Origin of the sequence: Aeromonas sp. ASNIH7 (genome assembly GCF_002903485.1) — a bacterium.
In the GTDB taxonomy this organism is placed as follows: Bacteria; Pseudomonadota; Gammaproteobacteria; order Enterobacterales; family Aeromonadaceae; genus Aeromonas; species Aeromonas caviae.
Map to the genome: position 1 here is coordinate 245,131 of NZ_CP026226.1, position 24,300 is coordinate 269,430.

21 protein-coding genes are annotated in these 24,300 nt (G+C 60.7%); 5 read left to right on the forward strand and 16 right to left on the reverse strand.

All coding sequences use genetic code 11. The annotated features are described in order from the left end of the window. Positions 1–82 precede the first annotated feature (82 nt). The 5 genes from C2U47_RS01025 to C2U47_RS01045 form a co-directional block, all read right to left on the reverse strand. Positions 83–844, reverse strand: a complete 762-nt coding sequence (locus C2U47_RS01025; RefSeq protein ID WP_010675170.1) for an amino acid ABC transporter ATP-binding protein — start codon at positions 842–844, stop codon at positions 83–85. Then, entirely contained in the window at positions 841–1,497 is a 657-nt protein-coding gene (locus tag C2U47_RS01030; RefSeq protein ID WP_174217478.1) for an amino acid ABC transporter permease, read from the reverse strand. The genes C2U47_RS01025 and C2U47_RS01030 overlap by 4 nt, the downstream gene beginning before the upstream one ends. Positions 1,498–1,554: 57 nt before the next feature. Then, complete coding sequence (locus C2U47_RS01035) at positions 1,555–2,328, reverse strand: amino acid ABC transporter substrate-binding protein (RefSeq protein WP_029314736.1); 774 nt, start codon at positions 2,326–2,328, stop codon at positions 1,555–1,557. A 432-nt stretch (positions 2,329–2,760) separates the two neighbouring features. After that, on the reverse strand, positions 2,761–2,946 hold the full coding sequence (locus tag C2U47_RS23170) for a hypothetical protein (protein ID WP_010675173.1): 186 nt from the start codon (positions 2,944–2,946) through the stop codon (positions 2,761–2,763). Between the two features lie 62 nt (positions 2,947–3,008). Beyond that, the gene (locus C2U47_RS01045) at positions 3,009–3,587 is read right to left on the reverse strand and encodes an O-methyltransferase (protein WP_010675174.1); all 579 of its coding nucleotides are present in this window, start codon (positions 3,585–3,587) and stop codon (positions 3,009–3,011) included. Positions 3,588–3,648: 61 nt separating this feature from the next. Between C2U47_RS01045 and C2U47_RS01050 the strand changes: the two genes are divergently transcribed. After that, the gene (locus C2U47_RS01050; RefSeq protein ID WP_010675175.1) at positions 3,649–3,843 is read left to right on the forward strand and encodes a hypothetical protein; all 195 of its coding nucleotides are present in this window, start codon (positions 3,649–3,651) and stop codon (positions 3,841–3,843) included. Here C2U47_RS01050 and C2U47_RS01055 read toward each other — a convergent pair. The 5 genes from C2U47_RS01055 to C2U47_RS01075 all read right to left on the reverse strand — a co-directional run bounded on the left by C2U47_RS01055 (position 3,840) and on the right by C2U47_RS01075 (position 8,552). Then, complete coding sequence (locus C2U47_RS01055; protein ID WP_029314737.1) at positions 3,840–4,271, reverse strand: hypothetical protein; 432 nt, start codon at positions 4,269–4,271, stop codon at positions 3,840–3,842. The two genes, C2U47_RS01050 and C2U47_RS01055, sit on opposite strands and share 4 nt — an antisense overlap. A gap of 44 nt (positions 4,272–4,315) precedes the next feature. Continuing rightward, positions 4,316–5,356, reverse strand: coding sequence for a M35 family metallo-endopeptidase (locus tag C2U47_RS01060; protein ID WP_029314738.1), 1,041 nt, complete (start codon positions 5,354–5,356; stop codon positions 4,316–4,318). A gap of 253 nt (positions 5,357–5,609) precedes the next feature. Then, complete coding sequence (locus C2U47_RS01065) at positions 5,610–6,245, reverse strand: DUF2913 family protein (protein WP_010675178.1); 636 nt, start codon at positions 6,243–6,245, stop codon at positions 5,610–5,612. Positions 6,246–6,360: 115 nt separating this feature from the next. Beyond that, complete coding sequence (locus tag C2U47_RS01070; RefSeq protein ID WP_010675179.1) at positions 6,361–7,656, reverse strand: DEAD/DEAH box helicase; 1,296 nt, start codon at positions 7,654–7,656, stop codon at positions 6,361–6,363. Positions 7,657–7,901: 245 nt separating this feature from the next. Next, positions 7,902–8,552, reverse strand: coding sequence for a DedA family protein (locus tag C2U47_RS01075; RefSeq protein WP_010675180.1), 651 nt, complete (start codon positions 8,550–8,552; stop codon positions 7,902–7,904). 334 nt (positions 8,553–8,886) lie between these two features. Here C2U47_RS01075 and C2U47_RS01080 point away from each other — a divergent pair, with 334 nt between their 5' ends. The 3 genes from C2U47_RS01080 to C2U47_RS01090 all read left to right on the forward strand — a co-directional run bounded on the left by C2U47_RS01080 (position 8,887) and on the right by C2U47_RS01090 (position 12,041). Further along, positions 8,887–9,855, forward strand: coding sequence for an autotransporter domain-containing protein (locus C2U47_RS01080; protein ID WP_010675181.1), 969 nt, complete (start codon positions 8,887–8,889; stop codon positions 9,853–9,855). Positions 9,856–10,072: 217 nt separating this feature from the next. Then, positions 10,073–10,693: a topoisomerase DNA-binding C4 zinc finger domain-containing protein gene (locus C2U47_RS01085; protein ID WP_010675182.1), complete on the forward strand. Its 621-nt coding sequence runs from the start codon at positions 10,073–10,075 to the stop codon at positions 10,691–10,693. 316 nt (positions 10,694–11,009) lie between these two features. Continuing rightward, on the forward strand, positions 11,010–12,041 hold the full coding sequence (locus tag C2U47_RS01090) for a DUF4917 family protein (protein WP_081000922.1): 1,032 nt from the start codon (positions 11,010–11,012) through the stop codon (positions 12,039–12,041). A 70-nt stretch (positions 12,042–12,111) separates the two neighbouring features. Here C2U47_RS01090 and C2U47_RS01095 read toward each other — a convergent pair whose 3' ends face one another. The 6 genes from C2U47_RS01095 to dapB all read right to left on the reverse strand — a co-directional run bounded on the left by C2U47_RS01095 (position 12,112) and on the right by dapB (position 22,583). Then, on the reverse strand, positions 12,112–13,275 hold the full coding sequence (locus C2U47_RS01095; protein ID WP_010675185.1) for a DUF1615 domain-containing protein: 1,164 nt from the start codon (positions 13,273–13,275) through the stop codon (positions 12,112–12,114). A 145-nt stretch (positions 13,276–13,420) separates the two neighbouring features. Beyond that, positions 13,421–14,326 carry a GGDEF domain-containing protein gene (locus tag C2U47_RS01100; protein ID WP_010675186.1) on the reverse strand — a complete coding sequence of 302 codons (906 nt, stop codon included), beginning with the start codon at positions 14,324–14,326 and terminating at the stop codon, positions 13,421–13,423. A 244-nt stretch (positions 14,327–14,570) separates the two neighbouring features. After that, positions 14,571–16,229, reverse strand: coding sequence for a 2-isopropylmalate synthase (gene leuA / locus C2U47_RS01105; RefSeq protein WP_010675187.1), 1,659 nt, complete (start codon positions 16,227–16,229; stop codon positions 14,571–14,573). A 503-nt stretch (positions 16,230–16,732) separates the two neighbouring features. Beyond that, positions 16,733–19,957: a carbamoyl-phosphate synthase large subunit gene (carB, locus tag C2U47_RS01110; RefSeq protein WP_010675188.1), complete on the reverse strand. Its 3,225-nt coding sequence runs from the start codon at positions 19,955–19,957 to the stop codon at positions 16,733–16,735. Positions 19,958–19,973: 16 nt separating this feature from the next. Continuing rightward, the gene (carA, locus tag C2U47_RS01115; protein WP_010675189.1) at positions 19,974–21,110 is read right to left on the reverse strand and encodes a glutamine-hydrolyzing carbamoyl-phosphate synthase small subunit; all 1,137 of its coding nucleotides are present in this window, start codon (positions 21,108–21,110) and stop codon (positions 19,974–19,976) included. A gap of 660 nt (positions 21,111–21,770) precedes the next feature. Further along, on the reverse strand, positions 21,771–22,583 hold the full coding sequence (dapB, locus tag C2U47_RS01120; protein WP_010675190.1) for a 4-hydroxy-tetrahydrodipicolinate reductase: 813 nt from the start codon (positions 22,581–22,583) through the stop codon (positions 21,771–21,773). A gap of 316 nt (positions 22,584–22,899) precedes the next feature. Here dapB and C2U47_RS01125 point away from each other — a divergent pair, with 316 nt between their 5' ends. Further along, the gene (locus C2U47_RS01125) at positions 22,900–24,246 is read left to right on the forward strand and encodes a Na+/H+ antiporter NhaC family protein (RefSeq protein ID WP_010675191.1); all 1,347 of its coding nucleotides are present in this window, start codon (positions 22,900–22,902) and stop codon (positions 24,244–24,246) included. The last annotated feature ends 54 nt before the right edge of the window (positions 24,247–24,300 follow it).

Sequence of the window (24,300 nt, forward strand, 5' to 3'; positions counted from 1 at the left end):
GCCGTCGCAACCACGCTGTCATGCAAACAGCCCCGCTCGTGCGGGGCTGTTTTTTATCTCGCTCTCAATCCGCCAGAACCGGCTAGATGCTCCAGCTCTCCGGCAGCCGTTCGGTGAGGGTGGAGATGTATTCGAAGGTACGCGCCCGCTTGGGGGTGGTGAACATCTGGCGCGCACTGCCCGCCTCCACCACCTCCCCGGCCTCCAGGAAGATCACCTGCTGCGCAATCTGGGCCGCCAGGCGCAAGTCATGGGTGGCGATCAGCATAGTGGTCCCCTCACTGGCCAGCTGGCGCAGCACGGCCACCACCTCCTGGGCAAGCTCGGGATCCAGTGCCGAGGTGGGCTCGTCACAGAGCAGCACCTTGGGGGATGGCGCCAGCGCCCGGGCAATGGCGACCCGCTGCTGCTGACCGCCGGAGAGGGTGGCAGGCACCGCCTCGGCCTTGTGCCTGAGCCCCACCTTGTCGAGCAGTTGCAGGGCGCGCGCCACTGCCCTCTCCCTGGGCCACTTCAACACGGTCACCAACCCTTCCATCACGTTCTCCAGCACCGTCATGTGCGGGAACAGCTGGAAATTCTGGAACACCATGCCGGTCTGCTGGCGCAGGGCCAACACGCTTTGCCGTGACAGATGCCGGGTAAAGTCGAGCTCGCTGCCCCCCAGCACCAACTGGCCTGCATCGGGTCGCTCCAGCAGGTTCACACAGCGCAGCAAGGTACTCTTGCCGCTCCCGGAGGGACCGATCAGGGCGGTGACGCTGCCCGCGGCCATCGCCAGCCCCACCCCTTTCAACACGCGCTGCCCCGCAAACTGTTTCTCGATGCCACTCAAGCGGATCATAGGGCGACCTCCCGGGTCTCTTTGTGAGCCAGTCGCTGCTCCAGCCTGTCTTGCAGGGTGGAGAGTACCGAGCTGAACATCAGGTAGATGAGGGCCGTCTCGATATAGAGGATGAGCGGCTCATAGGTGACGGAGGCGAGCCGCTGGGCCGCCTGAAACAGCTCGGGCACGGTCACCGCCGCCGCCAGCGACGTGTCTTTGACCAGGGAGATGAAGGTGTTGGAGAGCGGTGGCACCGCGATACGCGCCGCCTGCGGCAGGATCACCCGCCACATGACCTGGGGCCAGTTCATGCCGATGGAGTAGGCCGCCTCCCACTGCCCCTTGGGGATGGCCGCCAGGGTGGCACGAATGATCTCCGAGCTGTAGGCACCGATGTTGAGGGTGAAACCGATGACGGCGGCGGTGAAGGCGTCCAGCACGATGCCGGCGCTCGGCAGACCGTAAAAGATCAGAAACAGCTGCACCAGCAGGGGCGTGCCCCGAATAAGCCAGACATAGAAGCGGACCAGCATCACCAGCGGAGCCGGACCATATAATCTGGCCAGCGCCACCGACAAGCCGAGCACGATTCCCAGCACGAAGGTAATCAGAGTGAGTGGCACGGTAAAAATAAGCCCCGCACTGAGCAGGGGCCAAAAAGAGTCGATCATTAACTGCAACCAGGCCGGCACGTTAATATCCTCAGTTGTTATTATGTTGCCACGATATTATTGCGAGACGTCGGTGCCGAAATATTTCTGCGATATTTTCTGATATGCCCCATCCTGCTTGGCATTGCGCAGCGCCTGATTGATGGCGGCCAGCAACTCGGGTTGCCCCTTGGCGAGCAGGGCGGCAGATTGATCCCCCTTGGCCTCGGTGGCAGCCACCTTCAGCTTGGCGTCCGGCTTCTGTTTCTTGAAGTCGAGGAAAGAGAGACTGTCGTTGATGGTGGCATCTACCCGCCCGGTCAGCACCAGTTCAAGGGACTGGTTGAATCCCTCGGTGGCCACCACCTCGGCGCCCGATGACTTCGCCAGCTGGGCAAAGTTGCTGGTCAGGGACTGGGAGGATTTCTTGCCCTTCAGATCGGCAAAACTCTTGATGCTTTGGTTGTCGCTGTGCACCACGATCACCGCCTTGGAGGTGATGTAGGGATCTGAAAAATCATATTTTTTCAGCCGCTCAGGGGTGATGGCCACTTCGTTGAGCACCAGGTCGTAGCGCTTGGCGTCCACCCCGGCGATGAGCCCGTCCCACTTGCCCTCGACGAACTGCGGCTTCACGCCCAGACCGCTTGCAATCAGCTCGCCTATCTCCACGTCAAAGCCCACCAGCTTGCCGCTCTTGTCGTGGTAGGTGAAGGGAGGATAGGTCCCTTCGGTGCCGATCTTGATCACTCCAGCCCGCTGGATCTCGGCCAGGCTTGACTGTGCCTGTACCGATGTCATCAGTGCCAGCGGAAGTGCCGCCATTAAAAACAGGGAGTGCCGTTTTTTCATTATTCACCTCGTTATATTTATGAACATCCAGAGCGCTTGCCAACCACCACAAAATAAAACCAGCCGGTTATCATGTTTAATTTAAATTAATTATCGGCAGAGATAACCTTCATAGTGCTTGCTGGCGGCATGGATGAAACATAACGTGGCTCATGGCATGACCCAACCATGAAATACGGGGATATTTAGCGAAATAATGGATAACGAATAAATAATGGCCGGGCTGGCCGAGGAGTTGCCCCGCTGGCGGCGCTCCGTCAGCGGAAACCATATCAGGCGGGTTGCAGCTCCCGCGGGATGGCAGTGGCCCAATCACGACACAACGTATCAATCGGGCCAAAATTCGGTCTGATGGCATTGCCACGCACCACGTGGAAGGTAATGGCGCGATGGCGCGCGCCTTGACGTCACCGTCAGTGATCACCACTTCGGTCACCACCTCCCGCCCTGCTCCAGCAGGCGAACGATGTCGACATTCCAGGGCCCGGCCGCCGGGTAGCGCCGATGGCTCTCGACGAAGTTGACCCGCCCCTCGCGCCGCTCCCCCGACGTTGGCCAGTCACAGAGAAAGTCATCGCTCAGCCACCTGGGGGCCCTGACGAAACCGTTGCTCTGCATGGCCTGCCAGTGGTCTGCACCACGGTTTTTGGTTCCATGGTCCTGTTTTCCATCCAGCCCTCCTACAACCGCACCACCAGCCACTCCCCCTTGCCCACCGGCACCAGGGAAGTCAGGAAATCGGGGTCACGCCGCACCTGTGCCATCCACTCCCTCATCTCGTCCTCATGGGAGATGGCATTGTCCACCACCAGCAGGCCACGAGGGGCAAGCAGGCGCTGGATCTCGGGCCACCAGGCCTGGTAGTGGCGGCGCTCGGAGTCGAGGAAGATGAGCTGATAGCCCGCCGTCGGCAGGCAGGGCAACAGGCTGCCGGCCTCCCCCGCCAACTGCTCAATCCAGGGAGTGAGCCCGGCCCGCTCAAAGTTGGTCGCCGCCATGGTCCGTTTGCCCTCGTCCAGCTCGATGGTGGTGACCCGGCCCCCCAGCCGTTTCACTGCCTCGGCCAGCCAGAGGGTGGAGTAACCGTTGGAGGTGCCGATCTCCAGCACAGCCTGCGCCCCCCTCGTCTGCACCAGCACCGCCAGCAGTTCGCCGGTGTCGCGGGTAATGTTGAGCATCTTGCTGCCACGGGAGTGTTGCGCGCCGTCATTCTGCTCGCCAAAGCGCTCCAGCTCCCGTTTCAGTTGTTCCAGTGCCATGTCTCCTCCTTGACGGTGTAAACGAGTCGGCCCGGTGCATGGCATGGCTGGACCGCCCCTCATGTTCATCATTTTGCTATCGACCCACTCGGTGGCCCATCCCCTGCGTCATCCGGATAAAGACAACACCCTGGCTCACCATGTGATCACGCTGGTGCACTGCTGCTGGCGGGAAAGCCAATCGTCACGCGGTCTGGCGGTGGCCCCCCGCGCCGTCGGGCTGCTGGATACCAAGGGCAAGCCGCAGATCGCCTAGGGGGCCACCCGGGTAAAGTCGACGGCGGGGCAGCTGGGCGCCACACCCTTGGTCAGCGTCAGGGGCTGGGCACGATAGCTGAGCCGGTAGCGGCCCGGTTGGGACAGATCGTAGGCCTGCGCCAGGTCCGCATCGGCCTGGCTCTGCTCCCCCGCCCCCAGGTGCAGGAAGTCGCCGTCCCCGGGGGTACCTCGCTTGGCAAGCGGCCCTCGATAGTCCAGCGGCTGCCCATCGCGGGTCAGGTCGATGGCATCGGCAAACCACCCCTCGAAGGGGGTGAACCAGGTCAATACCTCGAGGGGCGTCTCCCCCCGGTTGGTCAGGGTCATCACCAGGGGCAGGGGTTCGTTCACCCCGCTCTCTGCGCTGACCGACAGCTCGCACTGCAAGGGCGCCAGTGCCAGGGTGGTAAGCAAGAGTGTCATCATGGTGCCTCCGTCAAAAAAGGGGCCATCCGGCCCCTGTTTGCAACTCAATTTTCGCTCGGGGTATTCTCGGCGAAATATTCATGGTTGTCGGCATTGTTCAGGGCCTTCTGGGGATCCGTGCTCGCCAGATTGCGCGCATTGGCCTGACCGTATCCCAGATCGTCGGTGCCCGCCACCACGTTGAAGTGGCTCAGCTCGTGGACAATGGTGCCGGCGCGGGAATCGGTCCCGGTGACCGGCGCTGTCCAGAAGCTCTTGCACAGATAGACCTTGTAGGGCTGGTCCGGATAGACATAGGCAAAGTAGCTCTGCTTGCAACCGCAGTCGAAGGTGAGCGGCTTGTTGTCGATGGCATCCTTGATCTTGCTGAAGTTGGTCTCGGCCTGGTTCCAGCGGGTGGCGTCATAGGCGCCAAACCAGCTGCGGTAGCGCTGCCCATTCGGCTTGTCCACCGCGAGGTAGCTGCTGGAGTTGTTGGCGATGCCACTCGCGGCATCGAGCGCCGCCAGGATGTCGCTCTTCTGGGTGTTGGTGCAACGGCCGCTGAAGCTGACCGAGGCGCTCACCGCCTGGGGCTCGGCCACCGCAGCCTTGGCCAGCACCCGATCGTCGCTCACCCCGTCCACCCAGAGGGTCACGGCATTGGACTCGCTCGCCTGGGCCTGTTTGGCCTTGGCCGCTTTCCCCTCCTGTGCCACGGTCGGCAGCAGGTAACGGATGCTGTACTGGCCCTGGGCGCTCATGTCGTAGAGACCGGAGACCTCCGCCTGCACTGTCAGGCTCTGGCCCGCCTTGAGCAGTTGGTAGTCCTTGTCACTCGGGGCGGCCCGCTTGATCAGGGCCCCTTCGTAATCCACCGGCTGGCCGTCACGCTCCACCTGGAACAGGGGAGCATCCTCGCTGCCCGGCAGTTGCCATTTGAGCAGACGAACCGGCTTCTCCCCGGTGTTGGTCAGGGTCAGGTTGACGCGCACATCGTCTGTGCTGCCCTCCACCAGGGTGAGCCGGGCATCGAGTCCGGCGGCGCAGAGCGGGGACGCCAGCACGCCGGCCAGCAACAGGGCAATTGGAGTCGCTTTCATCATGTTTCCTCATTCATTGAGTGTCGCCTTGTCAGGCGGTCTGCTTCCTTTAAGGCCCTCTTTGGGGCCCATCCACCCTAGAGCAGAAGCACCACCCCACCATCCCTCCATATGGGGGACGCCCCCCATCAGAGGGGGAGTCCCTTGGCTACGACAAAGATTGCCCGCCCGGCCCGAGCGTGCAGGCAACCCCGTGGGGTGCATTTGCCATAAAAAAACCCGGCGCAGGGCCGGGTGACGGGATGAGAAGGCGGGATCAGGAGGACAGCAGCGCCAGGGCCGGCTGCGCGTTGCCCGGCATCAGCCGATAGGCCTTGTGGTGCTTGACCAGGGTGGTTTTCTTGTTGCCCTGGCTCAGCAGCAGGCCCCGGGCAAATGCCGCCTCGGCCAGTACCTGCTCGTCCCCGCGCACATAGAGGGTGAGGGGCTTGACCAGCTCACCCCCCTCGATATGGCCCTGATACTCGCTGGCCGAGATGATCAGGCTGGATTGCCCCTGGCTCAGCAGCCGCTGCCGGGTGTTCAGTTCGCTGTCGGTGAACACCAGCCAGCCCGCCCCCTCCAGCGCCAAAAGCAGATCGGCCAGGCGCGCCCCCAGCTGTACCGGCTCATGCATGGCACGCTCATACTGGCGCTGCACCCGCTCAAGCAGCCCCTTGAGATCGGCCCCCGCCCCCAGCGTCCGCCCCAGTTGCACCCAGGTCTTGAGATCCTCCATCACCAGCCGGGAGAAGCGTTTCTCCTTGAGAGAATCCGCCATCCAGGTACAGAGAAAGTGGCTCTCCTGGGCGGGGGTGCGCTTGCTCATTTTCTGGGCGGCGGTGCGCTCCAGCTCCGCCAGGCTCTGGCGGGCCATCTCGAGCAGGGCCTGATTGTAAGCAGGAAGGGTCATCTCGGATCCTCTGAAACGGGGCGGCCAAGGGGCCGCGTCATCGACAGCACAAAGGCGCCAGTGGCGCCTTTGGAAAGTAAACGCCCCTCCCCGACCGGGAGGGTGCGACGTTGCCTTATTTCGGCTGACGGGGCTTCTTGGCCGCCGCCAGACGCTTGAGGCGCTGACCTTGCAGTTTCGCCTCGGCCATGGCCTGGGCGGCGGCATTGTCTTCACGCTGCGGGCGTTTGCCGAAGCGGCGGCGCTCCTGCAACTGCTTGATGAGGTCGTCACGGCTGCTCACCTCGTAACCCGGCACCATGATGCGGCGGATCTTCTGGCCGATGAGGGCTTCGATCTCCAGCAGGGTGCGCTCCTCCTCGCGACTGACGAAGGAGATGGCCATGCCGCTCTTGCCAGCGCGACCGGTTCGGCCGATACGGTGCACGTAATCTTCCGCGAGGAACGGCAGATCATAGTTGACCACGTATTCCAGGCTCGGAATGTCCAGGCCGCGGGCGGCCACCTCGGTGGCCACCAGCACCCGCAGCTTGCCTTCGGTGAATTCACGCAAGGCGCGGCGACGGCTCCCCTGGGCCTTGTCACCGTGCACCACGGCAGACTTGATGCCGTCGAGGTTGAGCTCCTCCACCAGTTCATCGCAGCTCTCGCGGGTGCTGGCAAACACCAGCACCTGCTGCCAGTTCTGCTTGCCGATAAGCTCGGAGAGCAGCTCGCGCTTGCGCTTCTGTTCCACCGGATAAACGGTGTGGCTCACGGTGTCGGCAGTGGAGTTCTGCTTGTCGACGGCCACCACCTGGGGTTTGTCCAGCATGAGGTTGGCCAGCTTTTTCACCGCCTCGGAGAAGGTGGCGGAGAAGAGCAGGTTCTGGCGGGTCTTGTTGACCGCCTGCAGGATCTGCTGCACATCGGCGCTAAAGCCCATGTCGAGGATGCGATCCGCCTCGTCCAGCACCAGGGTCTCGACCCCGGAGAGGCTCAGGTTGCAGGCGGTGAGGTGCTCGAGCAGACGGCCAGGGGTGGCCACTATGATGTGTGCGCCCGCTTTGAGCTTCTTGGCCTGCACATCCTGTTTGCCGCCACCCACGATGGTGAGGGTAGTGATATCAAGATACTTGGCGAAATCGTTGATATTGCTCGCCACCTGGGCCGCCAGCTCGCGGGTCGGGGTCAGGATCAGCACGCGGGCATTGGAAGGCTGCACCGGCGCCGGGTTGTCTACCAGGCGTTGCAGGATGGGCAACGCAAAGGCGGCTGTCTTGCCGGTACCGGTCTGGGCACTGGCCAGCACATCGCGGCCACGGCGAATGGCCGGGATGGCCTGGCTCTGCACAGGGGTCATCTCCTGATAACCGCAATCTGAGATGGCGCGCAAAATCTCGGGGGCAAAATCGAACGATTCAAATCTCATGTTGGGTTCCTGTGTTCCAGCGGAGCTGTAGTTGGCGTGGGTGGCCTGGGCCGGCGTGTGGCCTGGCATCGTCGAGGCGTGGAGCCAAGGACGGCTGGGTCTGACATCAGATCAGAAGATGAGCCGGAAAATGGCGGGCGCGAAGTGTAACAGATAGGCGACAGGAATGCCGCCTCAAATGGCCTGTATTTTTCCGGCGGCTGCGCTCTCCAGATGCGGCAGCAGGCGCGGCCCGGGCAGTGAGATCAGCGCACCCGCTTGCTCGGACGCTTGAGCAGCCGCATACCGATGGCCGCCACCGCGATGACGAACAGCCCGAAAGAGGTGACGAGCAGGCACTTGGTCAGCAGCTCCTGATGATGGGCAAAGACCGGGGTCGCCATCACCATCTTGCCCACCATGCTCAGTACCAGGGACCAGAGGAAGGCGCTGGCAAAACTCGCCACGGCCACCCGCAGCAGGTGCAGGCGGGAGACTCCCATCAACATGGGGGTCAACACTCTCACAAAGGGGATGAAACGGGACACGAACATGGCCCAGAAGCCGTAACGATCCAGCAGTCGGGAGGCCCTGGGCAGGCTCCCTTCCGGGATCATTCGCTCCACATGGCCCATGAAACGGGTGCCATGCAGTGCCTGCCCCTGCCAGTAGGCGAGCACGCTCCCTATCCCGGCCGCGAGCGGCAGATAGAGCAAGGTCACCTCGGGCCCCAGCACCCCCATGCCCACCAGACCGCCCGCCAGCAGCACCAGGCTGTCACCGGGCAGGGGCAGAAAGACGAAGCTCGATTCAAGGAAGAGGATCACCACCAGACAGGTGACGAGCAGACCGATTGCCTGCATTTGTATAAGCTGATCAAAATCCTGATGCCATATGGCAAGCAGCATGTCCTGCATCTGGTGTGACTCCCATCAACGTAATGCGCATTCGTCATGATGACCCGAAGGCCCCGTCTGGTAATCCATCCCTGCTACCACCCCAATGTTCGTATGGGAGGCCTCTTATACACCCGGGGAACTGAACAATAAATTAATGTCTGTGATTTCTGCCCAGCGGCTCACCCTTCTCGCCCCCCCCCCTGCCCCCGCCAAAGCAAGGGCAGCTTGGCCCATCAGGCCAATGCGCACGCCCCAAAACAGGACGGGTCGGCCCTTGCCAGGCTGCCAAGCCAGATGAAACCCGTTACAGTGTGAACATGCCCCGATGGACGGGGTACTCATGGAGCCAGGTATGGCAAGACAGCTCTCTTCTCACACACTTTCCTTGCTGGCGGTTATTGCCGGCGTCTCTGCCGGTCTTGTGACAAAGGCCCGTGCCAGCGACGAGAGCCTGGTTCAACAGCGCGCCAACGCCGTCGTCTCCCTGATGAGCTACGCCGTGGTGCCGGATATCACCGCCAGCAATCTGAATATCGGCAGCGGCACCAACGACACCTCCGCCCTCACCATCACCCAGCTCGGGGGTGGCGCCACCCTGAGCGAGGATGTTCCCCTCTATCTGGAGGGCACCCTGGGCTACAGCCGCTACGATCCCCAGTTCGTGTTCACCGATGGCAACGAGACCCGCACCATTCCCACCAAATGGAACAGCCTGAGCGCCACCGGCGGCATTGGCTGGGATGTCGGCGTCCACCGGGATCGCTTTGGTGGCAATCTGGTGCTGCGGCCCATCGCCAATGTCACCCTGGGCACGGTGGCCAGCGACCTTCGCATCGGGGCCGCCCTGCTCGAGCACAGAAGCGGCAAGAATCTGGACTTCCTCGACGGCGGCACCCTCAATGTCTACGGCCTCGGCGGCTCATTGATGCTGGACTATGAACTCTTCTCCGCCGCCCAGGACATCGATGCCGAGCTGCGCTACTCCTACCAGCATCTGCAAAGCTTCACCGGCACCGCCGAGAGCGTCAGCGGTCAGGCCGATGCGGAAAACCTCGGGCTTTACCTGCGCCGCCGCGCCCCCCTCTGGGACTGGACCCTGCTGGACAGGCCCCTTCGCTACGTGCTGGAAGGGGCCAGAACCGAATACCTGGGGCAGCAACGGGGGCAGCTCGGTTTCAACAGCCTCAACTCCCTGGGACTTGGCCTCGAACTCGACAGCAGCAAGTACGACATCTTCATCACCCGCACCCGGCTGGTGGCCCGCTATATGTTCAGCAACAGTACCAGCGGCTACTCCATCGGACTGGCGATGAGTTTCTAGCGCAGCAAGGCGACATGAACCGTCCCCATCACCAAATCTCTGACTGAACGCACATTTGACTCCATTGCCGCTATGAGGTCCCACCTGTATCTCCTAGCATGGGGATACGGACGGTGGGTGAAGACGTGAAGCAGAACCACGCCGGGGATTGTGGTCAGGCTGACTACCTACTGTTGAGCAGAGAACACATGACATTTCCAGGGACAGGGAGCTTGTTATGGCCAAATTTCTGAATACCAGCGCAACCAACTATTTCCTCGAAGAGCTGATAAAGGATGCCAAGGAGCGGTTAATCCTGATCAGCCCCTTTCTCAAACTCAATGACAGGATCAAGGAGCTGCTGACCGACAAGAACCGGCTCAAGATCGATGTGCGGATCGTCTATGGCAAGAGCGAACTCCAACCGGAAGAGATCAGCTGGCTCAAGGAGCTCACCTATATCCGCACCAGCTTTTGCAAAAATCTCCATGCCAAGTGCTACCTCAATGAGGAGATGTGCATTGTCACCAGCCTGAACCTCTACGAATTCAGCCAGGTGAACAACAACGAGATGGGCGTCTTGATTCTGCGCTCGGACGACGGAGAGCTCTACCGCGATGCCTATGCCGAAGCGCAGCGGATCATCAGAGTCAGTGAAGAGGTACGCATCACGCTGGAAAGGGTCGCCAGCAGCAGTGACGAGAGCGAAGCTGCGGTGGTAAATGCTGGGCCAGCCCCAGCTTGCCCCAAATGCGGTACCACCATGGTATTGCGTATCAGCAAGCGGGGGGACACCAAGGGCAATAGCTTCTGGGGGTGCACAAGCTATCCCAAGTGTCGCAGCATCATTCCCATCTAGACGCATCCCTGACCAGGGTCTGTAAAGGCATATCACTATGCTTATAGACCCGCTGCTAGCTCAGCGTTGATTTCTACTGCCACTATTGTTGCTCACAATCCTGTTCAAAACGCCGTAGTAGTAACCTGATTAAGTTAAGAATGCATGGGGCAACAAGCAGCTCTCACAGCCCCCAACACTCAAGTCGAACACATGTAATTGTCAAATGGGGAAAATTATTTTATGCGTATTACACACCCTAATTGCGTTGTATCAAAAAATTCAACCCTGATACCAAATAATTTTTAAATACTATAGAGCACAGGTGGAGAATTGTATGAGCCAGAACCTAAAAACGTATCAGCAAATAACAAGCGAGCTGAAAGCCAAGCAACGGCAAATCCACTTACTTCTGGGTAATGGATTTAGTATGGCCTACAACCCGGAGATTTTTTCATATAATGCACTACATAATTTTATAAGTTCTCAAGATAACTTAAAGATCAAATCTCTGTTTGACATAGTCAAAACCAAGAACTTCGAACTTGTCATGCAACAACTAGATAATTTCATTGATCTAGCCCGTGTTTTTGGTTGTGACAAAAACTTAGAAAGTGACATATTACAGACCAGTCAACAACTAAAAGAGAGCCTAATTGATGCTGTTGAAGCATTACATCCTGAGCATGTATTTAAACTTTCTGACGATGAAATCAATAAGTGTGCTAGATTTCTATCTCCATTCATATCTAGCAATGGCAATATATTCAGCACGAACTATGATATATTGTTATATTGGGTATTATTGCGAAAAGGTACGATTCACCATATAGATGGTTTCGGTAGAGATATCGAAGATAGCTCAGCTGATGAGCCTGAGTTTTCTGAACTGCGATGGGGATTGCATAGAGATAAACAAAATATCCATTACCTTCATGGTTCTCTTCTAATATTTGACCAGGGGATTCACATAACCAAAGAACAATATACACCTAAAAAATACATTCTTGAAAATATAAAAGAACGAATTCACAGTTCACAATACCCCATCTTTGTTGCATCAGGAAATGGCGACGAAAAGTTAAGTCACATCCTTCACAATCGATATCTAACTTATTGCTATGATGCATTGTGTGCTATTGAAGGTTCATTGATAACCTTTGGATTTAACTTTGGCGAATATGATGAACATATCATAAATGCAATAAATATCGCAGCAAAGCCAGGTAGAAAAATGCCTGACAGATTATTAAGTATTTACATCGGCGTCTACTCTGAGGACGATAGAAAACATATTGAGCGTATAAAAGGGAAGTTTAAGTGTAAAGTGAACTTGTTTGATGCAAAGACTGTCCCTGTTTGGCGTTAATATCCTTAGTGTTTTAGATAAATGATGAAATATATGGCGGCCCATTGGCCGCCCTGGTTGTCTCTGGCTGTCAGCGAATGCTCGCCATCTTCCTGACGCAGGCCTGCTCCCTGTCATCCACCCGCTTGGCAAACCAGGCGGTGGTGAGGTTGCGGGTGATCTTGGGGCTCTTTAGCTGGATGCCGGGCAGGATGGCGCGGGGTTGCCGTGTCCCGGCCTGTTTGTCGGCCAGGGCGAAGACCCTGTGGTAGAGATCGCTTTTGGCAAAGTCGCTGGTGTCCCCGAGCTTCAGGCTCTGGTGAATGGCCTGCTTGCTCATGTTGACGCGGCTGGCGATGCTGTGGACCGCGAGTTCGGTCTTGCCGGGCAAATCCGAGTCGTAACGGATGAGATCCCCGTCCAGGGCCAGGGGCTTGCCACTCACCCGGCTTACCGCCGCCTGGAAGGCCGCATTGCGGCTCGCGTACCAGCCCGCATTGAAGTCGGCAAAGCGATAGAGGGTATCCGGGTAGTCGGCGGGATAGCCGAAGATGTGTTTGGTGCCAAACCAGATGCCTCCCCGACGAGTGAACACCTCGTGGCGAATGGACTCCTTCACGGGATAGGGGTAGCCACGGGCGTTGGCTTCGGCAAAGGCGACGCTCACCTGCATGGGGCCACCGGTGCGCACCGGGTTGAGGTTGCCAAAGAGCTGCTTGCCCATGGGGACGCTGCCTATCATGTCTTCGAAGATCTCGCTCATCTCCCGCTCGGTGCGAAGTTTGTCGATGCGCTCGGCATAGCTCTTGCCGGTGGGGGATTGGATGGAGAGGGCTGTGCGCACCATGAACTCGGGGATGAGCAGCTTGCCGGCCCGGGCATTGATCTCCTTCCAGGCAATCTTGTTGAGGTTGGGCACCACGGGGTCCGCCTGATAGGTCGCCTCCTGCTCCGCCACCGCCAGCACGCTGCAGACGTTGTGATCGCTCACCGTCAGCCCCTGGGTGGTGAGCGCCGTCACCACGTCATTGGCCCAGCCCGGCTTGTCCACCACGCTGCGCGGCAAGAAGCGCACGATACGGCTCTTCATGTCGGCCGGTTTTTGCGGCTGCATCGCCTTGGGAATGGGGCGCCCCGCCGGCGTCGCCGGGCTGGTCGGGGCGGGAGGCTCGCTGGCACAACCCGACAGCAGGGCAAGGGAAAGCAGTGACAGCCAGCGCCAATGGGCATCAAACAAGGAGTGAGAGGGGATCATGAAGGCTTCCTGAAGAGCGGGACCTGCCCCTCATCGCGAATGAGAGGGCTCGAATGCATGGAGGCGGACATTGTAGGGAACAAGTCTGACAAGATGAAGGCGGATGAACCTGCTGGCCCGCTGGCTGCGGCATTCCCTGGCGCCATCACGCCAGCTCCACCCGGTTTCGTCCCAGATGCTTGGCCTGATAGAGGGCGAGATCGGTGCGCTGGAGCAGGGCATCCACCCCCTCCCCGCTCTGGCTGATACCCAGGGCAAGGCTCACGGTGAATCTTACCCCGTCACCTGAGACCAGCTCTTCGGTCGCGCACCTTATCTGCTCCGCCAGCGCACGGGCCTTGTCGCCCGTCATGCCGGGCAGCCAGATGGCAAACTCCTCTCCCCCAAGGCGTGCCACCACCCCATCCAATGGGCAGAGCTGGCGCAGCAGGGTGCTGAATTCACGCAGTACATTGTCGCCAATCGCGTGGCCATAGCGATCGTTGATCAGCTTGAAGTGATCGAGATCCAGCAGCAGGAGCGGCGTCCCCTCCTCTCCGTGCGCCTCCAGCACGGCGCGAAACGCCCGGCGATTGGAGAGCCCGGTCAGCTCGTCTGACATGGCGAGGGAGGAGAGCCGCATCTGGGTGCCATACATCTGCTGCACCATCAGCAGCACACCCCAGGCCGAGGCCAGCATGCCGATCGTGCGCAGGCTATCTTCCACCGTGGAGAGCCACCAGGGCTGGAAATAGGCCTCATCCATCAGATCGATGACGCCGGAGACGAGCCAGAGGGTCAGCCCGCCGGTGAGGGAGAGATAGGTTCTCAAGGTGATCTGGGCACACTGCACCACCCAGAACATGAACAGCAGGGTCAGCACGTTGAGCGCTTCGGCCAGAGCCCCGACGGTATAGAGGTTGTGCTCTGCCAGGGGATCAAAGCTGACCCCGGCCAGGATCCCCGTCAGCAGCAGCAGACAGGGCAGGCTCACCAGCGCGAGACGACGGCAGGGAGGAAGCGAGAAGAACCGGGCGGGGTGAACGGATAACCTGAGGGGAGTCTTCATCATGTTTTGGGCTCCAAGCGCGCATGTCTTCTATCCCGAATGGCAGCCGTTGGCTGCCATCGCCAGCGAACCCCGACGGCATTCCTGGTGGCAAATCACTGATATTGTGGGCCGATTTTTCCATAAAAAACAATCCCCTCACCATATGGGTCAGGGGATTGTTGCAACGGGGACGGCGCGATCTGCCGTGACATCGGGGCGGGCGGCCCTTCCCTGCTCGCCCTCACGGCAAGCGGGCCGTGCAGCCTCAGGCGCTCTGGCGCAGGGCCTGATGCTGGGCGGCGCCGTTGATCACCGCCTGCAGGGAGGCGTTGACCACGTCGCGACCGACGGCGACGCCACACATCCGGGTGCCCTCGACGCTCAGCAGCACATAAGCGGCGGCGCGGGATTCGGTGCCGGCGGTGAGCGCATGCTCGGAGTAATCCAGCACATCGATGTGCATGCCGGTCTGACGCTGCCAGCCGTTGACCAGGGCCGTGATGGCACCCTCCCCTTCACCGCACAATTGCAGGGTGCCGTGGGGGGTCTGCAACTCCAGGCGCAGGCTCTCCTGACTGTCATGACCGAGCTGGAAGCGCCCGATGCGATAGCCGTGGGCCGGCTCAAGATAGTGCTGCTCGAACAGGGTGCGGATCTGCTCCGGGCTGATTTCGCTGCTGCTCGCCTCAGCCTCGGCCTGCACCCGGCGGCTGAAGTCGATTTGCAGCCAGCGCGGCAGTTGCAGACCGAGGTCACGCTCCAGCAGATAGGTCACCCCTCCCTTGCCGGACTGGCTGTTGATGCGGATCACCGCCTCGTAGCTGCGACCAAGATCGGCAGGGTCGATGGGCAGGTAAGCCACGTCCCAGTAGTGATCCGGTTTTTCTGCCGCGAGAGACTTGCGGATGGCGTCCTGGTGGCTGCCGGAAAACGCCGTGTAGACCAGCTCGCCGGCATAGGGGTGGCGCGGGTGCAGGGCAATCTGGGTGCAGGCCCCCACGGTGGCGACGATGGCATCCATGTCAGACAGGTCCAGCTCGGGGTCAATCCCCTGGCTGTAGAGGTTCATGGCCATGGTGACGATGTCCATGTTGCCGGTGCGCTCCCCGTTGCCGAGCAGGGTGCCCTCGATGCGATCCGCCCCCGCCAGCACCGCCAGCTCGGCGGCGGCCACCCCGCAGCCTCTGTCGTTGTGGGTGTGGATGGAGATGCTCACCTCGGATCGCGCCTTGAGGTGTCGGCAGAACCACTCCACCTGATCCGCAAACACGTTGGGGGTGCTCACCTCCACCGTGGCGGGGAGGTTCAGGATCATGGGACGGGCAGCGGCACGCCACTCGTCGATGACGGCGTCACACACCTCGACGGCGAACTCCACCTCGGTACTGCTGAAACTCTCCGGGGAATACTGGAAACTCCACTCGGTGTCCGGATTGCGGGCCGCATACTCCCGCACCCAGCGCGCCCCCTGCACGGCGATGGCCTTGACCCCGTCCTTGCCTGAGTTGAACACATAGTTGCGCTGGGTCGGGTTGACCGAGTTGTAGACGTGGACGATGGCCCGCTTCGCCCCCTTGAGGGCCTCGAAAGTGCGGGCGATCAGATCTTCGCGCGCCTGCACCAGCACCTGGATGGTGACATCATCGGGGATGAGGTTGCGCTCGATGAGCTCGCGCACAAAGTCGAAGTCTGGCTGGGAGGCCGCCGGGAAGCCCACCTCGATGTGCTTGAAACCGATGTGGGTCATCAGCGCCCACATTTGCAGCTTCTGGGCCACCGTCATGGGCTCGACCAGCGCCTGGTTGCCATCGCGCAGGTCCACGGCGCACCAGAGCGGTGCCCGCTCCAGTACCCGGTTGGGCCACTGGCGATCCGCCAGGTTGATCACGGGGGCACGGCGGTATTTGCGATGATCGAAGCTCATATTCAGATTCCCTTGACGGATGGGCGAGGCGCCGGACGACCGGGCCGACAGGCGGGTGGGGCAAGGAGGGGAAGCGGGTTGGTGCGGTAACACCGTCCCTGACGAGTCGCGCGGCGGTAACCCCGCGACCGGTTTTCCTGCGGCCCCCGTCGGTCACCGGGGCCGGCCACGGCAGCCGGATCGGGCTGCGGGCGCTGATCCTCTCGCACGCCACCTTTTGGTGTGTCGGCGCAGACGACCTTGTTTGTATGAGCACCCAGTATAGGGAGGTTGTGGGGGCGAGAGATTGCGAAGATTGCACCCCATCATGCCAATTCAGCAATATTGATGCAGTGAAAGTTCATTCATGGGGTGAGTATCACCACCCATGATGCATTATCCGCCATCTCACCCATCTTCCTTGAAGGCGTTTCCCCGGAAGTGGCAGGGCGCAGGCAATAAAAAACCCCGCCATTGCTGGCGGGGTTTGCGTGCATCGAGCGGGCAGCGTGCTGCCGGAGCTCTTAGCGGTTGTTCACCTTCTCGTGCAGCTCCTGCACCGAATTCACATTGGCGGTGGCATCGACACTGATGGCCATGCAGGTGGCGAAGGCCGCGTGCAGCGTGGTGGTGTAGGCCACCTTGTGCTGCAGGGCGCCACGGCGCAGCTGCTTGGAGTCCTCGATGGCCTGACGACCCTCGGCGGTGTTGACGATGTAGGTGTACTCGCCATTCTTGATGCGATCCAGAATGTGCGGACGCCCCTCGTGCACCTTGTTGACCAGACGCGGGTTGATGCTCGCCTCGCCCAAGGTCACGGCGGTGCCGTGGGTGGCGTCGAGGTCATAGCCCAGTTCCAGCAGCTTGGCGGCCAGGTTCACCACCCGCTCCTTGTCGCCGTGACGCACGGACAAGAGGGCGCGACCTTCGCTCGGTACCTGGTGACCGGCACCCAGCTGCGCCTTGGCATAGGCCTCGGCGAAGCTGCTGCCCACTCCCATGACTTCACCGGTGGAGCGCATTTCCGGCCCCAGCAGCGGGTCCACACCCGGGAACTTGGCGAACGGCAGTACCACTTCCTTCACCGAGTAGTAGGGCGGGATGATCTCGGTGGTGAAGCCCTGTTCTTTCAGGCTCTGACCGGCCATGACGCGGGCGGCGATCTTCGCCAGCGGGGCACCGGTGGCCTTGGAGACAAACGGCACGGTACGGGCGGCACGGGGGTTCACCTCGATGAGGTAAATCTCGTTGTCTTTCACCGCGAACTGCACGTTCATCAGACCGACCACGCCGAGTTCCAGCGCCAGCTTGCGTACCTGCTCGCGCATCTCGTCCTGGATGGCCTTGGACAGGGTGTAGGGCGGCAGGGAGCAGGCGGAGTCACCGGAGTGGATACCGGCCTGTTCGATGTGCTCCATGATGCCGCCGATGACCACGTCAACACCGTCGCAGATGGCGTCCACGTCCACCTCGGTGGCGTCGTCCAGGAAGCGGTCCAGCAGCACCGGAGACTCGTTGGAGACGCTCACTGCCTCGGCGAAGTAGCGGCGCAGGTCCTGCTCGTCATAGACGATTTCCATGGCGCGGCCACCCAGCACGTAGGAGGGACGAACCACCAGCGGGTAGGTGATGCGCGTGGCCAGTTGCACGGCCTGCTCCAGGGCGGTGACGGTGCCGTTTTCCGGCTGCTTGAGCCCCAGGCGCTCGACGGCGGACTGGAAGCGCTCGCGATCTTCCGCGCGGTCGATGGCATCCGGGCTGGTCCCGATGACCGGCACGCCGTTGGCTTCCAATGCCCGCGCCAGTTTCAGCGGAGTCTGGCCGCCGTACTGGACGATGACGCCCTTGGGCTGCTCGACCCGCACGATTTCCAGCACGTCTTCCAGGGTGACTGGCTCGAAGTAGAGACGGTCGGAAGTGTCGTAGTCGGTGGAGACGGTTTCCGGGTTGCAGTTGACCATGATGGTCTCGTAACCGTCTTCGCGCAGGGCCAGCGCCGCGTGTACGCAGCAGTAGTCGAACTCGATGCCCTGACCGATACGGTTCGGGCCGCCACCGATGACCATGATCTTGTCGCGGTTGGTGGGGTTGGCCTCGCACTCCTCGTCATAGCTGGAGTACATGTAGGCGGTGTTGGTGGCGAACTCGGCCGCGCAGGTATCGACCCGCTTGTAGACCGGGAAGATGTTGTGGCGGGCACGCAATTTACGCACTTCACCTTCGGCCACGCCGAGGATCTTGGCCAGACGGGCGTCGGCAAAGCCTTTGCGCTTGAGGGCGCGCAGGAAGTCGGCGTCAAGACCGGCCATGCCGCGCTCTTTCACCTGCTCTTCGAGCTTGACCAGCTCTTCAATCTGCACCAGGAACCAGGGGTCAATCTTGGTCAGCTTGAACACGCCGTCCATGGAGAGGCCGGCGCGGAAGGCGTCGGCGATGTAGAAGATGCGCTCGGCACCGGCATCCTGCAGCTCGTGACGGATGCGGGTCAGGGAGTCGGGGGCGTTCAGGTCAACCATGGGGTCGAAGCCGGTCTTGCCGGTCTCGAGACCACGCAGGGCCTTGTGCAGGGACTCCTGGAAGTTGCGGCCGATGGCCATCACTTCACCCACGGACTTCATCTGGGTGGTCAGACGGTCGTTGGCGCCGGCAAACTTCTCGAAGTTGAAGCGCGGTACCTTGGTGACCACGTAGTCGATGGCCGGCTCGAAGGAGGCCGGAGTGCGACCACCGGTGATGTCGTTCATCAGCTCGTCCAGGGTGTAACCGATGGCGAGCTTGGCGGCGATCTTGGCGATGGGGAAGCCGGTCGCCTTGGAGGCCAGCGCAGAGGAGCGCGACACCCGCGGGTTCATCTCGATGATGACCATGCGGCCGTCTTTGGGGTTGATGCCGAACTGGACGTTGGAACCGCCGGTCTCGACGCCGATCTCGCGCAGCACCGCCATGGAGGCGTTGCGCATGATCTGGTACTCCTTGTCGGTCAGCGTCTGGGCTGGCGCGACCGTGATGGAGTCACCGGTGTGGATGCCCATGGGGTCGAAGTTCTCGATGGCGCAGACGATGATGCAGTTGTCGTTGCGATCCCGCACCACTTCCATCTCGTACTCTTTCCAGCCGATGAGCGACTCGTCGATGAGCAGCTCCTTGGTCGGGGAGAGATCCAGACCGCGCTCGCAGATCTCCACGAACTCTTCGGTGTTGTAGGCGATGCCGCCGCCCGAGCCACCCATGGTAAAGGAAGGACGGATGATGCAGGGGAAGCCGACCATCTGCTGCACGCCCCAGGCCTCTTCCATGTTGTGGGCGATGCCGGCGCGCGGGCACTCCAGGCCAATGCTGCGCATCGCCTTGTCAAAGCGGGAGCGATCCTCGGCCTTGTCGATGGCGTCGGCGGTGGCGCCGATCATCTCGACACCGAACTCCTTGAGCACGCCATGCTGCTCCAGCGCCAGGGCGCAGTTCAGCGCAGTCTGACCACCCATGGTGGGCAGGATGGCGTCCGGGCGCTCTTTCTTGATGATCTCGCGCACCACTTCCCAGGTGATGGGCTCGATGTAGGTGGCGTCGGCCATCTCCGGGTCGGTCATGATGGTGGCCGGGTTGGAGTTCACCAGGATGACGCGGTAGCCCTCTTCTTTCAGGGCCTTGCACGCCTGGGCGCCGGAGTAGTCGAATTCGCAGGCCTGGCCGATGACGATGGGGCCGGCGCCGAGGATCAGGATGCTCTGTAGGTCGTTACGTTTTGGCATGGCTCTCTTTATCCTCTTAGGCGCGATACTGCTTAATCAATTCAATAAAGTGGTCGAACAGACCGGCACAATCGTGCGGGCCCGGGCTCGCTTCGGGGTGACCCTGGAAGCTGAAGGCCGGACGGTCGGTGCGATGGATGCCCTGGAGCGACCCATCGAACAGGGAGACGTGGGTGGCACGCAGGCACTCGGGCAGGGTCTGCTCGTCCACCGCAAAGCCGTGGTTCTGGGCGGTGATCATCACGGTGTTGTCGTCCAGACTCTTCACCGGGTGATTGGCACCGTGGTGGCCGAACTTCATCTTGATGGTCTTGGCGCCGGAGGCCAGGCCCAGCAACTGGTGGCCCAGGCAGATACCGAACACAGGGGTGCTGGTATCAAGGAAAGCCTTGATAGCTTCGATGGCGTAGTCGCACGGCTCGGGGTCGCCGGGGCCGTTGGAGAGGAAGATGCCATCCGGGTTCATCGCCAGTACCTCGGCGGCCGGGGTCTTGGCCGGCACCACGGTCAGGCGGCAGCCACGGTCCACCAGCATGCGCAGGATGTTGCGCTTCACGCCGAAGTCGTAGGCCACCACGTGGTATTTCAGCTCATCGGCCGCCGGGGTGACGTGACCCTTGCCGAGCTGCCAGCTGCCTTCAGTCCAGCTGTAGGATTCGCTCACGGTCACTTCCTTGGCCAGGTCCATCCCCTTCAAACCGGGGAAGGCGCGGGCCTGTTCGAGGGCATGGGCTTCATCGAGCTGCTTGCCGGCCAGGATGCAACCGGCCTGGGCGCCTTTTTCACGCAGGATGCGGGTCAGCTTGCGGGTGTCGATGTCGGCGATGCCAACGATGTTGTGGGACTTGAGGTAATCGGAGAGGGATTGCTGATTGCGGAAGTTGGAGGCCAGTATCGGAAGGTCCCGGATGATGAGGCCCTGAGCATGGACCTGACTGGACTCTTCATCTTCGCTGTTGGTGCCGGTGTTGCCTATATGGGGGTAAGTGAGGGTAACGATCTGACGGGAATAGGAGGGATCTGTGAGGATTTCCTGATAACCCGTCATCGACGTGTTGAAAACCACTTCACCAACGGAACATCCCTCGGCGCCTATCGACACGCCTTTGAACACAGTTCCATCTTCCAGCACTAGCAATGCAGTGTGATTCAAGACAACCTCCAGTTATTTAGCTTTAAATTCAGCAATTTACCTGGGTGTTGCGGGCTCGGTTCCGGTCTTTGACAGGACTCGAACCCGGCAGATTTCTGGCAAATTGGGCGCATTCTACTTAAAAACGATCTCATTTCAACGTCTTTTCTCGTTTGAAATGCATCTAAATTCAATAAACAAGCAACATTACCCATTATCTATGCACTCACTCGCTTTGCAACCCCCTCTTCAAAAAGAAAAGCCAAACACAGACCACAAAGCGGCGCCCGATGCCACGCAACGTACAAAAAACCAAATTTACCACTTAATAAACAGCAAGATAGAAAATTAAAAAATAAACAACACAACAGCAAAAACACCATTTGAAGCCAGAAAAGTGAACGCCAAGAATAGAAAACGTTTTTCTTGGATTGCATTTTTAGTCTATTTCACATCAAGGCGAAATGCCCCCCCGCAGGGGAATATTGAGACCCAAACCCGTTACCCCTTGATGACATTTTTGTCGTAAGAGGGTGGCAGGCTTGTAAGAATGGCAGGATTTAGCGAGGTTCACTCAAAAAGTGATGATTAAGGCTCATTTCTACAAAAAAGTGACAAAAAACCCCGGCGGACCGGGGTTTGGCAACCAGTACGGGAGTCTGCACTCCCCCTGAAGACGGTTTATTTCAGACCGAGCACATCCTGCATGTCATAGAGACCGGCCCCTTGCTGGCCGAGCCACTTGCCCGCCCGCACTGCACCGTTGGCGAAGGTCAGACGGCTGGAAGCCTTGTGGCTGATCTCGACCCGCTCGCCGATGTCGGCGAACATGACGGTGTGCTCCCCCACCAGATCTCCGGCGCGGATGGTGGCAAAGCCGATGGTGTTGCGATCCCGTTCACCGGTGATCCCCTCACGGCCATAGACGGCGCACTCTTTGAGATCCCGGCCCAGGGTTTTCGCCACCACTTCTCCCATGGAGAGCGCAGTGCCGGACGGAGCATCCACCTTGTGTCTGTGGTGCCCCTCGATGATCTCGATGTCGGTGTACTCCCCCATCACCCTGGCCGCCTGCTCCAGCAGCTTGAACACCAGGTTGACCCCGACCGAGTAGTTGGAGGCGAAGACGATGCCGATCTGCTTGCCCGCCTCGTGCAGGGCCGCCTTGCCCGCCTCGTCAAAGCCGGTGGTGCCGATCACCATCTGCTTGCCATGCGCCAGTGCAAAGGCGAGGTTCGCCAGGGTCACCTCGGGGCGGGTGAAGTCGATGATGAGATCGAATTCGTCCTTCACCTTCTCCAGACTGTCGCTGATGATGACGCCAAGGCGCCCCAGGCCGTTGAGTTCACCCGCATCCAGACCGATCACGGCAGAGCCCGGTCGTTCCAGCGCCGCTCCCACCACCACGCCCTCGGCGTTGGCGATAGCCTCCAGCAGCACCTTGCCCATACGACCATTACAGCCCATCACGGCCACACGGATCGGATTGTCCATCTCCACCCTCTCATCTCTTTATTATGGAAAGAGACCGTTTTACCAGCCCGCGCCCCCTTTGAAAAGCCCGATCTGGCCCGCCAAACCACCCCGACATTTAAACGATAAATTCATTAAAAACAGAATAAATAACGGAATAACCAGACAAGTCAGAATCACGAAGCAAAAAGCCCTATCCATCTGGACGGCTATCTTGACCCGGGCGGGCCGACTCACTACTGTTGGCCCCCCATGGTGGCAGGATGCCCGCCCTGTGCCCGCCCTGGAGGCGCCACAGGCAACGACAGGAGGTCATTGTTCAAGTTTCGAGGAACACATGATCCAGACCCAACCCCGTGCCAGAGCCCTGCTGCCCCTTCTGGTCTTTCTTGCCCTCTTCATCGGTACCGGTACCTGGCTGACCCTGCAGGGGGTCGAGTTCGCCTTCTACCAGCTCCCCGCCCCCGTTGCCGCCCTGCCCGCCGTCATGCTGGCCCTGCTGATGGGACGCGAGGGGTTCAACAAGAACCTCGAGACCTTCTTCAAGGGGGTGGGCGAGAGCAACATCATGGCCATGTGCCTCATCTATTTGCTGGCGGGCGCCTTCGCCACCGTGGCCAAGGCCACCGGCGGGGTGGATGCCACGGTCGCCCTCGGCCTCTCCCTCATTCCGGGCTGGTGCCTGCTGCCGGGGCTCTTCCTCATCTCTGCCTTCATTGCCACCGCCATGGGTACCTCCATGGGCACCATCGGCGCCGTGGCACCGGTGGCGCTGGGCGTCGCCCAGGCCGCCGGCATCGATCCGATGCTGATGGCGGGGACCATCCTCTCCGGCGCCATGTTCGGGGACAACCTCTCCATCATCTCAGACACCACCATCGCCGCCACCCGCAGCCAGGGCTGCGAGATGAAGGACAAGTTTCGCGAGAACATCAAGATTGCCGCCCCCGCCGCCGTGCTGGTGATCCTGCTCTATCTGGTGCTGGGCTCCACCGGTGAAGCGCCGGCCCCCACCGCCGGGGCGGACTTGCTCAAGGTCGCCCCCTATCTGCTGATCCTGGTGCTTGCCCTCTCTGGCATGAACGTCTTCATGGTACTGGGGCTCGGCATCCTGGCGGCCGGTGGCGTGGGGCTGCTTGGCAGCTACTCTCTCGGCCAGTTCAGCAAGGACATCTATCAGGGCTTTACCAGCATGCAGGAGATCTTCCTGCTCTCCATGCTCATCGGCGGTCTGGGTGCCCTGATGGAACGCCAAGGGGGGCTCGCATGGATAAGTGAGCGCATCGCCGCCCTGATTGCCCGCTTCACCCGCCACCACGATGGCGAGCAGAACGAAAAGGCGGCCGAGCTCGGCATCGCCGGCGTGGTGAGCCTCACCAACCTGTGCACCGCCAACAACACTGTCGCCATCATAGTCGCGAGCAAGGTGGCCAGGGATCTGGCGGATCATCACGGTGTCACCCCGCGCCGCGCCGCCTCCATGCTGGACATCTTCTCCTGCGTGGTACAGGGGCTGATCCCCTGGGGCGCCCAGGCGCTGCTGCTGGGTTCCATCTTCGCCCTCTCGCCGATCCTGGTCGTGAGCATGAGCTTCTACCCCATGGCGCTGGCACTGGCCGCCATCGTGGCCGTCTTCCTCAAGCACCAGATGGGCGCAGTGGCTCCCGCCCCCCACCGTTCCTGACACCCGACCTCAGGGGCCGCCCGGCTGGCGGCCCCGCCATCGGCTTTTCATCCC

Bases quoted from the DNA above. Each gene is read 5' to 3' on its own strand.
- C2U47_RS01095 (WP_010675185.1), bottom strand. From the start codon at position 13,275: ATGATCCCCTCTCACTCCTTGTTTGATGCCCATTGGCGCTGGCTGTCA.
- C2U47_RS01075 (WP_010675180.1), bottom strand. From the start codon at position 8,552: ATGCAGGACATGCTGCTTGCCATATGGCATCAGGATTTTGATCAGCTT.
- leuA (WP_010675187.1), bottom strand. From the start codon at position 16,229: ATGAGCTTCGATCATCGCAAATACCGCCGTGCCCCCGTGATCAACCTG.
- C2U47_RS01060 (WP_029314738.1), bottom strand. From the start codon at position 5,356: ATGATGAAAGCGACTCCAATTGCCCTGTTGCTGGCCGGCGTGCTGGCG.
- C2U47_RS01090 (WP_081000922.1), top strand. From the start codon at position 11,010: ATGAGCCAGAACCTAAAAACGTATCAGCAAATAACAAGCGAGCTGAAA.
- C2U47_RS01050 (WP_010675175.1), top strand. From the start codon at position 3,649: ATGTTCATCATTTTGCTATCGACCCACTCGGTGGCCCATCCCCTGCGT.
- C2U47_RS01045 (WP_010675174.1), bottom strand. From the start codon at position 3,587: ATGGCACTGGAACAACTGAAACGGGAGCTGGAGCGCTTTGGCGAGCAG.
- C2U47_RS01030 (WP_174217478.1), bottom strand. From the start codon at position 1,497: ATGATCGACTCTTTTTGGCCCCTGCTCAGTGCGGGGCTTATTTTTACC.
- C2U47_RS01070 (WP_010675179.1), bottom strand. From the start codon at position 7,656: ATGAGATTTGAATCGTTCGATTTTGCCCCCGAGATTTTGCGCGCCATC.
- C2U47_RS01080 (WP_010675181.1), top strand. From the start codon at position 8,887: ATGGCAAGACAGCTCTCTTCTCACACACTTTCCTTGCTGGCGGTTATT.
- C2U47_RS01025 (WP_010675170.1), bottom strand. From the start codon at position 844: ATGATCCGCTTGAGTGGCATCGAGAAACAGTTTGCGGGGCAGCGCGTG.
- C2U47_RS01100 (WP_010675186.1), bottom strand. From the start codon at position 14,326: ATGATGAAGACTCCCCTCAGGTTATCCGTTCACCCCGCCCGGTTCTTC.
- C2U47_RS23170 (WP_010675173.1), bottom strand. From the start codon at position 2,946: ATGCAGAGCAACGGTTTCGTCAGGGCCCCCAGGTGGCTGAGCGATGAC.
- C2U47_RS01035 (WP_029314736.1), bottom strand. From the start codon at position 2,328: ATGAAAAAACGGCACTCCCTGTTTTTAATGGCGGCACTTCCGCTGGCA.
- C2U47_RS01055 (WP_029314737.1), bottom strand. From the start codon at position 4,271: ATGATGACACTCTTGCTTACCACCCTGGCACTGGCGCCCTTGCAGTGC.
- dapB (WP_010675190.1), bottom strand. From the start codon at position 22,583: ATGGACAATCCGATCCGTGTGGCCGTGATGGGCTGTAATGGTCGTATG.
- C2U47_RS01065 (WP_010675178.1), bottom strand. From the start codon at position 6,245: ATGACCCTTCCTGCTTACAATCAGGCCCTGCTCGAGATGGCCCGCCAG.
- C2U47_RS01125 (WP_010675191.1), top strand. From the start codon at position 22,900: ATGATCCAGACCCAACCCCGTGCCAGAGCCCTGCTGCCCCTTCTGGTC.
- carB (WP_010675188.1), bottom strand. From the start codon at position 19,957: ATGCCAAAACGTAACGACCTACAGAGCATCCTGATCCTCGGCGCCGGC.
- C2U47_RS01085 (WP_010675182.1), top strand. From the start codon at position 10,073: ATGGCCAAATTTCTGAATACCAGCGCAACCAACTATTTCCTCGAAGAG.